This window comes from Lysinibacillus sp. LK3, assembly GCF_001043675.1.
Classification (GTDB): Bacteria; Bacillota; Bacilli; order Bacillales_A; family Planococcaceae; genus Lysinibacillus; species Lysinibacillus capsici.
In genome coordinates this window covers 1-13,359 of record NZ_LDUJ01000037.1, presented here as the reverse complement: position 1 = coordinate 13,359, position 13,359 = coordinate 1, and the positions used below count along the sequence as shown (strand labels likewise).

Here is a 13,359-nt window from a genome sequence, read left to right as displayed (position 1 = left end):
CCAATGGAGTCTTTAATACTTGTTTTAGTAGGTATATTAGTAGCTGTTGCGACGTACTTAATCCTCTCGAAGCAGTTATTGCGTGTTATTTTAGGCACCGCTGTTTTATCTCATGCTGCCCACTTACTGATTTTGACTATGGGAGGTTTAAAAAAAGGGGATGTCCCGTTATTAGGAGAATCAGAGGGACCATATACAGATGCATTACCTCAAGCATTAATATTAACAGCGATTGTGATTAGCTTTGCTGTCACTGCTTTTGTTCTCGTTTTAGGGTATCGCGCGTACAAAACAAATGGTTCAGGGAATTTTGATGAATTGAGAGGTACGCCTGATGAGTAATATGATTGTTTTACCATTAATTGTACCAGTAATTACGGCTATTTTACTGGTGTTTTTAAAAGAGCATGTGACGCTACAACGTATCATCAGCTTATTGACATTGAGCTTTATTATTATCATTAGCGTCATTTTATTAGTAGAGATTCAAGAACAGGGTGTGATGCGCATTGATTTTAGTGGATGGGCACCACCATTTGGAATCTCATTTGTAGCCGATTCATTTGCGACACTATTAGTGTTAGTTGCAAATATTGTAGCCCTCATTTGTATGCTATATGCAATTTTTACAATGGAGCTAAGATATGAAAAAATGTATTTTTATCCATTTACCTTGCTGATGATAGCAGGTGTCAATGGCTCATTTTTGACGGGCGATATTTTTAACTTATTTGTGTGTTTTGAAGTAATGTTGCTCGCTTCCTATGCATTGATTAGCTTAGGTGGCGAAAAAATTCAGCTACGTGAAGCATTGAAATATGTGCTCATCAACATTGTTGCCTCTTGGATTTTCTTAGTGGCACTAGCTTTTCTGTATGGAACGGTAGGCACATTAAATATGGCACATATTTCAGTTCGTGTAATGGAGGCAGGAGCTAATCCTCTTATTACAACAGTAGCGCTTATTTTCTTAATCGTCTTTAGCTTGAAGGCTGGACTTTTATTATTCTTCTGGTTGCCAGGATCTTATAGTGTACCACCAACTGCCATTGCTGCTTTATTTGCTGCTTTATTAACAAAGGTAGGGATGTATGCACTTGTACGTTCCTTTACATTGCTGTTCCCTAACAATCCTGAAGTCACACACACAGCTCTTGGCATCATGGCTGGACTCACAATTATAGCAGGCTGTATCGGTGCACTTTCAGGTCGTGATGTTAGAACAATAGCCTCTTACAATGTACTAATTGGCGTTGGTTTTATAATAATTGGGCTAGCTGTAGGCACAGAGTCAGCCTTACAAGGTGTTATCTACTATTTAATGCACGATATGATAGCTAAGGCTATGTTGTTCTTAGCTGTTGGCATGATGATATATCTCACTGGGGAAACAGTAATTGATAAGATGAGTGGACTTATTCGTAACTACCCCTTTTTTGGATGGTTGTTCTTTATAGCAATGTGTTCACTAGCTGGTATACCCCCACTGAGTGGTTTTTTAGGAAAGGTTTTAATTGGACAAGGTGCGATAGAAGGTGGCCATTTCGTTCTATTAGGTCTAGGGTTTTTCTCTAGTTTAATTGTTTTATATTCATTGTTAAGGATATTTCTTTCTTCCTTTTTCGGCGAAACCATTATTAGCTTAGAGGATGAAAAACCTTTACCTAAACGTATATTGTTGCCATTAACATTACTAGCTGTTTGCACATTTGGGTTAGGTATTGGGGCAGAAAAACTGGCACCATTTGTCACAGATGCAGCTGAAACACTTTATACACCATCTATCTATATCGATGCAGTTTTAGATGGCGAACAATGGCAAGGTGAGGTGAATAAATAATGGCGATGCAGTTTATTTTAAATTTATTTATCGCAACACTTTGGTTACTTTTACAGGATGAAGTGACACCACAATTTTCAACATTTTTAATGGGTTTTGTTGTAGGTATGGGTATTCTATATGCGATGCATCGCTTTTATGGTACTCAATTTTACATGAGGAGAGTCTTTTCCATTATCAAGTTATTATGGCTGTTTAACTGGGAGCTATTTTTATCAAGCTATAGTGTATTAAGACAAATCACTACACCTAAGCTAAATATTACACCGGGTATTTTCACATATAAAACTGTATTAGAGGGTGATTGGGAGATTACAGCTCTTGCCTTACTGTTAACGTTAACACCTGGCTCTGTCGTCATGGAGGTATCGGAAGAGGGAGATGTCTTTTATATTCATGCTATGGACATCGAACAGTCAAAGGATGCTGTTATACGATCAATTGGAAAATTCGAACAAGCGATAATGGAGGTGACACGCTAATGATTAACAATATATTACTTCTTGCACTTGCTTTCTTCAGTATTTCCATTGCGCTGTCGTTATATCGCGTTATCCGTGGTCCGTCAATGCCTGATCGAGCGATAGCTCTCGATACAATTGGTGTTAATTTATTATCGGCTATTGCCATTGTCTCTATTATATTGAAGACTAAAGCATATTTAGAAGCTATTCTTATTTTGGGCATTTTAGCGTTTATCGGAACGATTGCATTTACAAAATATATAGAAAGAGGTGTGATTGTTGAACGTAAATCAAATGATTGAATGGGCAGCAGTTATCCTTATTCTTATAGGTTCCATTGTGAGTGTTATTAGCGCATTTGGGATGATTCGCCTACCAGATGTCTATACACGATCACATGCTGCTACGAAAAGCTCTACATTATCGGTTTTAACCTGTTTGTTAGGAGCGTTTATCTATTTCTGGGTGCATGACGGTTTTGTTAGTGTACGGCTCATTTTAGGTATTCTTTTCGTCTTTGTGACAGCACCCGTTGCAGGGCATTTAATTTGTCGTGCTGCCTATCGTTCTCGCGTTCCATTAGCAAAGGACTCTGGTGAAGATGAATTAAAGTCAAAATTGTTCCCTGAAGAGCATACGATAAAATAGAACGAGGACTGTTTGCCCTAAAGCAAACAGTCTTTTTAGTGCAAAATAATGAAAATAGTAGAACTGCAAAATTGATGAATAGATTGTTCAAAGAGAGTGGTGAAATCCCTGCTCAAAGATGAGAGAGCACTGGCTTAAGGTAGTAAACATTGGACATTTCTTAACATTGAAGTGGATTCTAAATAAGTGAAAGGGAAGTTGATTGGTTAAATCAACTTCCCTTTCAAATTATTCTTGAAAAACCAATTGATACCCAGAGCCTCTTACCATAACGATTTTAGCTGTATGACCTGGAATCGTTTCAAGTTTTTTTCTTAAATTGCTGATATGAACTCGTAAGGCTTGTGTTTGTCCAAAGCTATCCTCGTCCCAAATAAGTCGGTACAGCTCAGCAGCTGGAAAAGCTTGATTGCAATGCTGTGCTAAAAAGAATAAAATTTGGAATTCCTTTGTTGATAAAGTTAATACAGTATCACCAATTGAAACTTTTCCTGAGTGTATATGGAAGTGTAATGTATGAATAATTTTGATTCCTTCATTTACGGAAGTATGTTCAATTGGTTGCATCAACTTTTTATGTTGCCTTCGTTCAAGTAGCCGCTCAATTGTTTTTAAGAGTCGGTTGTGGTCAATGGGCTTTAAAATATAATCTATAGCCTGTACATTAAAGGCCTCTAAAGCATAATTTTCGTAAGCTGTAACAAAGACAATATCTATATAGCTTGAGACATCTTCTATTTTAGAAGCAAATTCAAGTCCAGTCATTTCAGTCATTTCAATGTCTAAAAACAATATATCAGGTTTTAGCATATCAATATTTACTAAACCATCTTTTGGATTCTGGAAGGTTCCAATAATCTCAATAGAGCCACTTGCCTTTAGCATGGATTCTAATAAACGAATGGCTAAAATTTCATCATCTATAATAACTGCTTTTAACAAGCTGCTCACATCCTCTATAAAGTAATTATTGGAAATCTTATTTCAACAGTCGTTCCTTTGTTTTCGTGGCTATCAAAATGGATAGTAGCGTTGTCGAATTTTTTTAATCTTTTGGAAATATTTAAAATACCAATGCCTTGACTAGCTGTTTTTTCACCATTTTGAATTTGCCTTAAAAGCTCTGAAGATATCCCAATGCCGTTGTCAATCAGTTGGAAAATCACCATATGCTCTTCCTGCCTTATAACTAATAGTAGCTCGCTAACCTCTTTTCTGACTTTCAAACCATGAAGAAGGGCATTCTCTACTAAAGGCTGAAGCAGTAAAGGAGGAATAAGACATTGGATAGGCTCATCCATGCAAATATTAAATTCTAATTGCTCAGGATATCTAGTACGATGAATATTTACATATGCCTCAATAAGACTAAGCTCCTTTTCCAAAGGGACAAGACTGTTGGCATTTTCAAAGGCAAAACTGTTACGTAAAAATGTAGCAAAATCTGTAATCATTGCCCGTGATTTATCTAAGTCTAAATAGCTTAGGGACAGAATGGAATTTAAGACATTATAAATAAAATGCGGTTTTATTTGTGCTTGTAAAAACGCAGTTTCCATTTTCACAGCTGTTTCTGCAGACTCCTTCAATAAAAGAAGATTACGAACCCTTGTCATTAGCTCGGTAGCATCTAAAGGTTTATGTAAAAAATCATTTGCTCCAGATTGAAAGGCTGCAATCATATCCTCTGGGCGAACCGCCGCAGTCAACATTAGAATAGGTAGCTCTGTAGACGTGTAATGTTGCCTAACCTGTTGACAAATCTCATAGCCAGAAATAGTGGGCATCATTATATCTAAAATTAATAAATCAATACTAGGTTGTTGTGTAAGGTACTCAAAAACATGGTGTCCATTATCAATTGCTATAATGGAATAGTTTTCTTGTGTCAATATATCTATTAGTACCTTTAAATTAACAGCATCGTCATCTACAATAAGAATTTTTTTCTTTCCTATTTTCTCAACAATATGTGGGAATGTTAGGAAAGGATGCTGGTATGTTTGGATTGGCATTGATGGTAATTCCTCATTTGTCGGCTGACCTTTTCGTAATTTGAATGAAAAGGTAGCGCCTTGTCCGACAATAGAATCAACAAATATTTTCCCACCCTGCCGTTCGACAAGCTCCTTTGTAATATGTAAACCTAATCCACTGCCACCAATTGAATAATTGAATTGTTGGAACGGGTTAAAAATGGTTTTTAAATTTTCTGGTGCTATCCCACACCCAGTATCCTTAACTTCAATCACAAGGAATGACTGTTTCTCATAACAAGTTATATCAATTTTTCCTTCATTTGTATACTTCACTGCGTTATGAATTAAATTATATAAAATTTGGCGAAGACGGTTTTCATCAGCTTGGACAAAGGTTCCCCGTTCTATATGATTATAAATTTTGACATTCTTACTAATCGTGTAGGAAAGCACTTCTACAGTCATATGTGTAATGGCATATAAATCAACAGATGCCATCCGCAATGTTAATTCATTCTCCTTCAGCTTTGAAAAATCAAGTAAATCATTGACTAAATAGGATAGACGTTCTGCAATATTGAAAATAAGTGATACTTTTTCTTTTTGTTCGTCCGCTGAGATAGGTAAACTATTATCCTTCAGCATAGATTGTGAAATGCCTATAATGCCATGTAAGGGCGTTTGGAATTCATGAGATGTTTTAGCGAGAAACTCATCCTTTAATTTATCTACACGTATCAGTGCCTCCGTTAGCTTGCCTTTTTCTAAATAAGAATCTGCAAAACGATGAGAAATATATAGGGAAAGCATTGTCAGGCAAATAAATGGCAACAATGGTGGTAAAGCACTCAGTTCAAGATTAATATTTGTATTTAAAGTAGCAACGATAAAATAAAGCAAAATGGCTAGAGAGCTTAATGTTAAATACATTACTCCAGTAGCACGTTTGTAAATTGCTATAATTTGTACATAGAAGATATAAACAATATTTGCGAATACATACAATGAGTTGATATTCTGAAATAGTGAATTAATGGATGTTGGAAGTAATGCAACCAGCATTAGAAGGGTACCTATTGCGCAAAACACTTTCACAACTAAACGATTCATATGTTTTATTAGAGCACGGTAAAAATACAACAATATAAAAAGGCCTACAGCTATACTAGAGATCATTTGCATTTTCTGAAATGGAGCATAGGAAATATTTATAAAGTCTAGTAATAGCTTTTCGCCATGAGTAAGGGTGTAAACCCCACTTGCGAAACAAAATATAGAGAAGTAAAGCTGTTCTATACCAAATTTTGAATAAAGATATGAGCCAAAAAAGTAGATAAACATTGTTAAAAAACCTGCTAAGGTAATTAAATCGTAGAATATGGCACCCTCTCGAAGCTTTGCAATACTAGATTGATCCCCCAAAAAAATGGAGCTAATAATTCCTCCTCCTGGTGCATAATCAAAATTGGCTACATGAACAATCAATTCAAGTTCTTTTTTATCAGGCGAAAAATAAGCGGTATATGGGGTATTGTGGGGTATATAGCTGCTATCCTCAGCTGGCTCTCCACTATGTCCAACTCGCTTTCCGTTAATATACAATGCGTTCGACATTCGAATGTTACTCGTTTTAATTCCTAAAATATCTTCGGTATCATCGATTAAAACCTTGAGACGATAAGTCCCACTTTCAAATACAGGTATTTGTTGCCCATCAATTGTATATTTTGTCCAAGCTGAAGGGACATTAACAAGATAGCTTTGATAGGAATCAAAGGCTTCACCGTCCACTAAATGATTCGGGATAAATTCCCACTCCCCATCTAATTTGATAGGCGTATTATCGTGAAATGAATGATGACGTAAATCCATCACACCTTCAATCGCTTGCGGCCCATGCGACTTAGGTTGAGTTAAGAAAAAGGTAATGCCTGCTATCAGCACTGAGCCAATAATAATTGCGAACAATAACGATAATTTTTTCATCGTAAAAATCCCTTTCAAATGATTTATTTGGATTATACAAGATAACTTACGGCATTAATACAAAATTCCTACTAGCGATGAAATCTAAATATTGCGAGCTTAAAGGATGGCGATAATCTCTATCTCTGAACTGTTGAAATTAAGTTGTTTTTATGATGGAGGAATAAATAATGCTAAAACGGAAAATAGTAAAGTTACTTTGTAAAATGAATGAAAACAAAAATAAATTGACTTATCAGAAAATTATGCATATAATATTTAGCTAAAATTTTTTTAGTTTATCTTGATTATTATTTCAAAAGAGTATATCTTAATTAGCAGATAGATTTTTTATTCTTCAACATGAATAAATATCCAATCAACTATATTCGAGAAATGTATTCTCATACACAATAAATTATAAATAAAAGGAGTTACAATTTATGAAGAACAAGTTATTCATCATGATGCTGGTACTAGTAATAGGTGTACTTGCAGCATGTGGCACTAAAGACAATAATGCAAGCGATACAGGATCTACTACGGATACAGAGGGTAAGCAAGTATTAAAAGTTGGTACATCAGCTGACTATGCGCCATTTGAATATGTGGATGCAGCAAAAGGCGAAGAAATTATTGGATTTGATATTGATCTAATCAAATTAGTTGGAGAAAAAATAGGCGTTGATATGCAAGTGCAAGATATGGACTTTAACAGTTTAGTGCCAGCACTTCAAGCAGGGAAAATTGATGTCGTTATTTCTGGTATGACACCGAATCCAGAGCGTGAAAAAGTGGTAGATTTCTCAGATAAATATAATGAAACAGAGCAAGTAATCCTTGTTAAAAAGGATAGCGGTATTAAAAAAGAAGCTGACTTAGCTGGTAAAAAAATAGGTGTACAAACTGCATCTATTCAGGAAAACTTAGGTAATGAAATTGCGAAAAAGGTTGATGTAACAGTAGAAGGACGTACGCGAATCCCTGAGATTGTGCAAGATATGATGTCTAAACGTTTAGACGCAGGTATTTTAGAGGGTGGCGTTGCGAAAGGCTATTTAAAAACGAATGATCAATTAGAGGCTTTCCCAGTGGAAGAACAGCCTGAAGATTTCAAAGCAATCGCTGTTCCAAAAGGAAGCTATTTAAAAGATAAAATTAATAAAGCTTTAAAAGAGCTAGCTGAAGAAGGCAAAATCAAAGAGTTAGAAGAAAAATGGTTAGAAAAAGTTGAATAATAATTTCGTGCGATAGCTCTACTTTTGTGCTATCGCTTGTGCTTTTCATTATTATCCTTTAAGCCTCTTCTAAATTTGTGTTTGGTACAAAAAACAAAGCTACATCATGATGAAAAAGAAAGGAGGGAGCGCTGTGAATTTAGATTTTACAGCTATCGTTCCCTCTATTCCTTATATTTTAAAAGGGATAGGTGTTACACTTCAAATTGCAATCGGTGCATCCATCATTGGTTTTATCGTAGGTATACTTTTAGCATTATGTAAAATTGGTAAAGTGAATTTTTTACGTTGGTTTGCTGATTTCTATACGTCGATTTTCCGCGGTACACCTCTTGTATTACAATTACTAATTATTTATTATGCAGTACCGCAATTACTAGATATCCAAATTGAGCCTATTCCAACCGCTATTATTGCTTTTGGTTTAAATTCAGGTGCATATATTTCGGAGATTATCCGTGCTGGTATCAATGCAGTTGATAAAGGACAAATGGAAGCTGCACAAGCATTGGGTATTCCATATGCAAAAATGATGAAGGATATTATTATTCCGCAAGCAGTAAAAAATATTTTACCATCCTTAGTAAATGAATTTATTACATTAAATAAAGAAACAGCAGTTGTGACAGTAATCAGTGCATTAGATATTATGCGTCGTGCCTACATTGTAGGAGGTTCGACATACCGTTATCTTGAGCCACTACTTTTTGCAGGGGTAATCTATTACATCATGACGCTTGTTTTAACGTTCCTTGGTAAACGAATCGAGAAAGGAATGAGAAAAAGTGATTAAAATTGAAGATTTACACAAATCTTATGGGCAGAATGAAGTATTAAAGGGTATATCAACTGAAGTTAAAGAAAAAGAAGTAATTGCTATTATTGGACCTTCAGGATCAGGTAAATCGACATTTCTTCGTTGCTTAAATTTATTAGAAACTCCGACAAGTGGGAAGGTAACGATTGCAGGGGAAGTCCTGACAGATAAAGGGACAAATATAATGAAAATACGTGAAGAAGTAGGTATGGTATTTCAGCATTTTCATCTTTTCCCTCATAAAACTGTGCTTGAAAATTTAACATATGCGCCAATCAATGTGAAGGGTTTGGATAAGGCTACAGCTATCAACAAAGCAGAAGAGTTACTAAAGAAAGTAGGTCTGTTTGAGAAGCGTCTAGAATATCCAAATCGTTTATCGGGAGGACAAAAGCAACGTGTTGCTATTGCGCGAGCACTTGCCATGAACCCTAAAGTTATATTATTTGATGAGCCTACATCGGCACTTGACCCTGAAATGGTTAAAGAGGTATTGGCTGTTATGAAAAACCTCGCAGATTCTGGGATGACCATGTTGATTGTGACACATGAGATGGGCTTTGCTCGTGAGGTTGCTGATCGTATTCTTTTCCTTGATGGCGGCAAGCTCATTGAGGATGCTCCTCCAGAACAGTTTTTTTCAGCGCCATCAACACAGCGTGCAAAGGATTTTTTAGAGAAGGTTTTATAATAAAACAACAGGCATTTAGCTTCTCCGTTAGATGAGAGCTAAATGCCATTTTTATTGAAGGGACATATCAAATTGAGTCTGTAAGGTGTCTAATGTAAATAATTCCTCAATATGATAGGCTCCTGCTGGATGTTTATTGTTAAGAAACTCGTTAGCTATAAATGCTGCAACTTTCGCTGTTACAAGTGATTCATCGCGATCAAGAAAGTCTAATGTGAAGCTTACTTCTTTGTGATGTTTTGTCCCAATGGCTTCTATTTGTATGCCACATACATCAGAACCAATTTTAATTTTTTGAATAAGTGAAGCGAGCAAGATTTGTATACCGTTAAATTTTAATAGGCAAGCAATTCTACTCTTTTGTAAAAAGGATACAAATTTATTGAGTGGCTCAACATCAAAGCCTAATCTTGTGACGATAGGAATAGAAGGGAAATGCTTTGTTAATGTATGCTGGTCAGAGAAATTAAATTGATACACACTTCGTTTCCCAATCTTTTTAAATTTCACGGTTCTCTTATTAGTAAAATTAGCAACCTTATGATTGTTGTAGCTACTAAAGGGTTTATTTAATTGTTGCAATATCCAAAGAATTGCCGCGGTGCCATGTGTATCGCCTGCCCCAAGTAAGATGGAAATATGCATCTTCTCGAGGGAGGATATTTGCCTTGCAGCATGCATGGCCATTAAGTTGGTCAATCCTGGAGCCATACCAACACTAAAAATGGCTGTAGAATGTTTTTGTACAGCTAGTGAGTGAAGTGCCTCTAACTTTTTAAGGAAGGTATAGCTTGCAGTAATATCGATATAGATAATCCCTTCATTTAAGCAGAGCTGTGCAAATGCAGTATCTTTTTGCTCTAGACACATAATGACCAGTGCTACATTTTCTAATTGCTCTGGATGCACTTTTTCTGACACATCCAATTGTAGAGGTCTTACTAAGTTATTGTGCTGGGCGCAGAAATGCTTTGCCTTTTCTATATTTCTTCCGGCAATCCATATTCTGTTAGGATAGCTTTGCAACAATAATTTTGCAATTTTCCCTCCCACTTCACCATAGCCTCCGATGATTAAGATATTCCCATTTTTCATAAAGTAGTTTCTCCCTTAATAGCGACTAAAGCGTCAATCATATGTGTTTTAAAATATGGAAGGATTGTCGTAAAACCAGCCTCTTTCAGCAAATCAATAAGCAATTCAAGAGTAATCGGGTGAGTTGTCATGCGAAAGGATTGTTCAAAGCGTTCCCAATGATCCTCGCTTATTCCGTTATGAAGCATGGAACTTCGCCAATAACGAAGCTCGTGTTTGAATGTTTGGGAAGTTAAATCAGCATTAATCGATGAGATAAATAACACACCATTTTCATTTAAGCTATCCGCAATTTTTTGAAGCATTGTTCTCTTTTGATCAAGGCTTTTTATAAAATGCAAAACCAAATGACAACTAACTACATCGAAAACCTCATTTACTCTTAAGGATAGTAGATCCTTCTCAACCCACATAATAGTAGGTCGATGTGGTAGCGATTCAATTTGTTTAGCAGCCAGCTCCAGCATTTCCTTTGAGGAATCGACTGCTGTGAAATGGGCAGAAGGAAATGATTTGCCTAAAGTGAGTAATTCCTGTCCACCTCCAGCACCTACCACTAAAAATTTATTTGCAGGGGTGAAATTCTGAAGTATATTGACCATCATGTCATAAATAAGATCATAGCCTATGATTTTTTGTCGAATGGACTGTTGATAATTGTTGACAGAAGGACTGTCCCAGCTATGTATAGATCTATTCATTAAAATACCTCCAAAGCAATTTATTTTTATACGTTAAAATTTCGAGAGCAATTCCTTCATCTTTAAGCAATCATTCTGATGAAAGGCTGATGATTGTTTAGTGAAGTCACCTAGTATCTGTGTAGGACTATTCCCTAAAAATATCTGGTGGACCACCTTAACTAGGTATGAAAATAGTTTGATGTGCTAGACCTCCTATAAGTTGTAATGGCACTCTTTTTGCACATAGATTAGCTCCCATATTAAGAGGAAGTACCATAAATTGTGCTTGGTTTTTTTGTATTTGAGCTAAAAGGGCATCTACTGTTTCCCAGGTAATAAGTTCAATATCCTCTTTTGTTCTGCCAACAGGATGCTTGGAAAAATAGCAGACGAGTTAGGGGCACTAATAGTAGCTTTAATCTGAATTCTCACCACCCACAATTGCTTGAGACGATTTCTCTGAGCAGCCACTAATAACGGAAGTAGCTAGCAAGAAAATAAAAAGTAAAAATTTTCTTCAAAATAGTATTCCTACTTGTTGAACTTCTGTACAATTCAATTAAGAATTATTCTCAATTATAAACTTTCGGAAAAAAAGAACTATCCCATATTTCTGGGGGAGGTAGGTGTTTATGAAGGAAGCACAATATTGGCAACGAAAATCTGACCAATGCTTAAAGCACAGCAAAAATTCGTTTGAATATCGTCAATTGATGATCGAAGCTCTACGAACACATATAAATTTTGATGCGTATTGCTGTACATTAACGGATGTACATACTCTTTTTTCGGTAGGAGCAGTTACTGAACAATCAATAGAGGCGATTCATCAGGAGATTATGGAATTGGAATATACGACAGAAGATGTAAATAGATATGGATTCTTAGTTCAAAGTGGGCAAAACATAGGCAGGTTAAGCGATTCCTCAAGTCGAAGCTTTCGCTATAGAGAAGTTTTAATGCCCAATGGTTTTAGTGATGAAGTAAGAGCTGCATTAATTTATCAAGGACAATGCTATGGTTTTTTAACACTATTCAAAAGAGCTGAAAATGAACAGCCTTTATTTAAAGATCAAGATGTGGTGCTTATAAAAAGACTGATGCCAATTATGGGTGAATCATTAAAGAAGTTCTATCATTATATTATTGAGGAGAGGATTCCAGCTGTAGAAGGAGAACAAGGCATTGTTATTTTTGATAAAGGGTTAAAAATTCTTTCAAGTAATACCAAAGCTTGTGAATTGCTATCTATTTTAAGAAAGTATGAAAGTTTAGCAGAAACTCAAGTTCCTAAGCCTATTCAAGCTATCTGTGCAAAACTACTTGCTGACAAGTACAATTCAAATACTTCTTTAATAGTACCTATCAAAGATACAGGCTATATTGCTATTCGGGCATCACTTTTGCTGACAAGCCAACAAGAACAGCAAATTGCTTTATTAATAAATGAAGCATCATCAAGAGAAATGCTCAATTTCTTAATAACAGCCTATAATCTTACCCCTAGAGAAAAGGAAGTAGTATTTGAAGTTATTAAAGGGATTCCTACAAAAGAGATTGCTTATAATCTTGATATTTCAATCTACACGGTACAAGATCATTTAAAGGTAATTTTTCAAAAAGTAAATGTCTCAAATCGAAATGAGCTAGTATGGAAGATCTTCTCCCGCTTCCAATTAGATTAAAGGTGGACTAACAAAAGAAACTGCTATCTTTCTAGCAGTTTCTTTTGTTTATTAGCATTTTAATCAGTAGATTTGTATTAGAAGTTAAAAGGTTAAGAAAAATTAACCTAAAAAAGGGAATGAACTCATAGCGGAATCTATGGACCTATAATATAATGAAAAAAAGTTATAAAGAACCAAAAAAATGTAACCTTTAGATTTTTTATTAGGTAATAAGAATTATTTGTTTTACATAAATTAATTTCTGAATATTA

At 35.5% G+C, this 13,359-nt stretch carries 13 protein-coding genes; 9 read left to right on the top strand and 4 right to left on the bottom strand.

The annotated features are described in order from the left end of the window. Positions 1-3 precede the first annotated feature (3 nt). From VK91_RS21520 to VK91_RS21500, 5 genes are read left to right on the top strand one after another with little or no spacing between them, the layout of a single operon-like run. Positions 4-342 carry a Na(+)/H(+) antiporter subunit C gene (locus tag VK91_RS21520; RefSeq protein WP_004233143.1) on the top strand — a complete coding sequence of 113 codons (339 nt, stop codon included), beginning with the start codon at positions 4-6 and terminating at the stop codon, positions 340-342. Beyond that, positions 335-1,840 (top strand): Na+/H+ antiporter subunit D, encoded by a 1,506-nt coding sequence (locus VK91_RS21515; RefSeq protein ID WP_048395766.1) that lies wholly within the window; start codon positions 335-337, stop codon positions 1,838-1,840. The genes VK91_RS21520 and VK91_RS21515 overlap by 8 nt, the downstream gene beginning before the upstream one ends. Continuing rightward, positions 1,840-2,322 (top strand): Na+/H+ antiporter subunit E, encoded by a 483-nt coding sequence (locus VK91_RS21510; RefSeq protein WP_048395764.1) that lies wholly within the window; start codon positions 1,840-1,842, stop codon positions 2,320-2,322. Before VK91_RS21515 ends, VK91_RS21510 begins: the two co-directional genes overlap by 1 nt. Further along, entirely contained in the window at positions 2,322-2,606 is a 285-nt protein-coding gene (locus tag VK91_RS21505) for a Na(+)/H(+) antiporter subunit F1 (RefSeq protein ID WP_004233151.1), read from the top strand. Before VK91_RS21510 ends, VK91_RS21505 begins: the two co-directional genes overlap by 1 nt. Further along, a complete protein-coding gene (locus tag VK91_RS21500; RefSeq protein ID WP_048395761.1) occupies positions 2,584-2,952 on the top strand; it encodes a Na+/H+ antiporter subunit G in 369 nt (122 codons plus the stop codon). The genes VK91_RS21505 and VK91_RS21500 overlap by 23 nt, the downstream gene beginning before the upstream one ends. A 228-nt stretch (positions 2,953-3,180) precedes the next feature. Here the strand turns inward: VK91_RS21500 and VK91_RS21495 are convergent, their stop codons facing one another. Then, complete coding sequence (locus tag VK91_RS21495; RefSeq protein ID WP_231595762.1) at positions 3,181-3,903, bottom strand: DNA-binding response regulator; 723 nt, start codon at positions 3,901-3,903, stop codon at positions 3,181-3,183. Positions 3,904-3,908: 5 nt separating this feature from the next. Further along, positions 3,909-6,917 carry an ATP-binding protein gene (locus VK91_RS21490; protein ID WP_048395756.1) on the bottom strand — a complete coding sequence of 1,003 codons (3,009 nt, stop codon included), beginning with the start codon at positions 6,915-6,917 and terminating at the stop codon, positions 3,909-3,911. Positions 6,918-7,339: 422 nt separating this feature from the next. Here VK91_RS21490 and VK91_RS21485 point away from each other — a divergent pair, with 422 nt between their 5' ends. The 3 genes from VK91_RS21485 (at position 7,340) to VK91_RS21475 (ending at position 9,642) form a co-directional block, all read left to right on the top strand. Continuing rightward, the gene (locus VK91_RS21485; RefSeq protein ID WP_048395754.1) at positions 7,340-8,134 is read left to right on the top strand and encodes a transporter substrate-binding domain-containing protein; all 795 of its coding nucleotides are present in this window, start codon (positions 7,340-7,342) and stop codon (positions 8,132-8,134) included. A 133-nt stretch (positions 8,135-8,267) separates the two neighbouring features. Next, a complete protein-coding gene (locus VK91_RS21480) occupies positions 8,268-8,927 on the top strand; it encodes an amino acid ABC transporter permease (RefSeq protein ID WP_036075291.1) in 660 nt (219 codons plus the stop codon). Next, a complete protein-coding gene (locus tag VK91_RS21475; protein ID WP_048395752.1) occupies positions 8,920-9,642 on the top strand; it encodes an amino acid ABC transporter ATP-binding protein in 723 nt (240 codons plus the stop codon). The genes VK91_RS21480 and VK91_RS21475 overlap by 8 nt, the downstream gene beginning before the upstream one ends. Before the next feature lie 51 nt (positions 9,643-9,693). On the opposite strand, the gene VK91_RS21470 is transcribed toward VK91_RS21475, so the two are convergent. After that, positions 9,694-10,737, bottom strand: a complete 1,044-nt coding sequence (locus VK91_RS21470) for a saccharopine dehydrogenase family protein (protein ID WP_048395750.1) — start codon at positions 10,735-10,737, stop codon at positions 9,694-9,696. Next, positions 10,734-11,438, bottom strand: a complete 705-nt coding sequence (locus tag VK91_RS21465) for a class I SAM-dependent methyltransferase (protein WP_048395748.1) — start codon at positions 11,436-11,438, stop codon at positions 10,734-10,736. The genes VK91_RS21470 and VK91_RS21465 overlap by 4 nt, the downstream gene beginning before the upstream one ends. Before the next feature lie 614 nt (positions 11,439-12,052). Here VK91_RS21465 and VK91_RS21460 point away from each other — a divergent pair. Further along, complete coding sequence (locus tag VK91_RS21460; protein WP_048395746.1) at positions 12,053-13,105, top strand: helix-turn-helix transcriptional regulator; 1,053 nt, start codon at positions 12,053-12,055, stop codon at positions 13,103-13,105. The last annotated feature ends 254 nt before the right edge of the window (positions 13,106-13,359 follow it).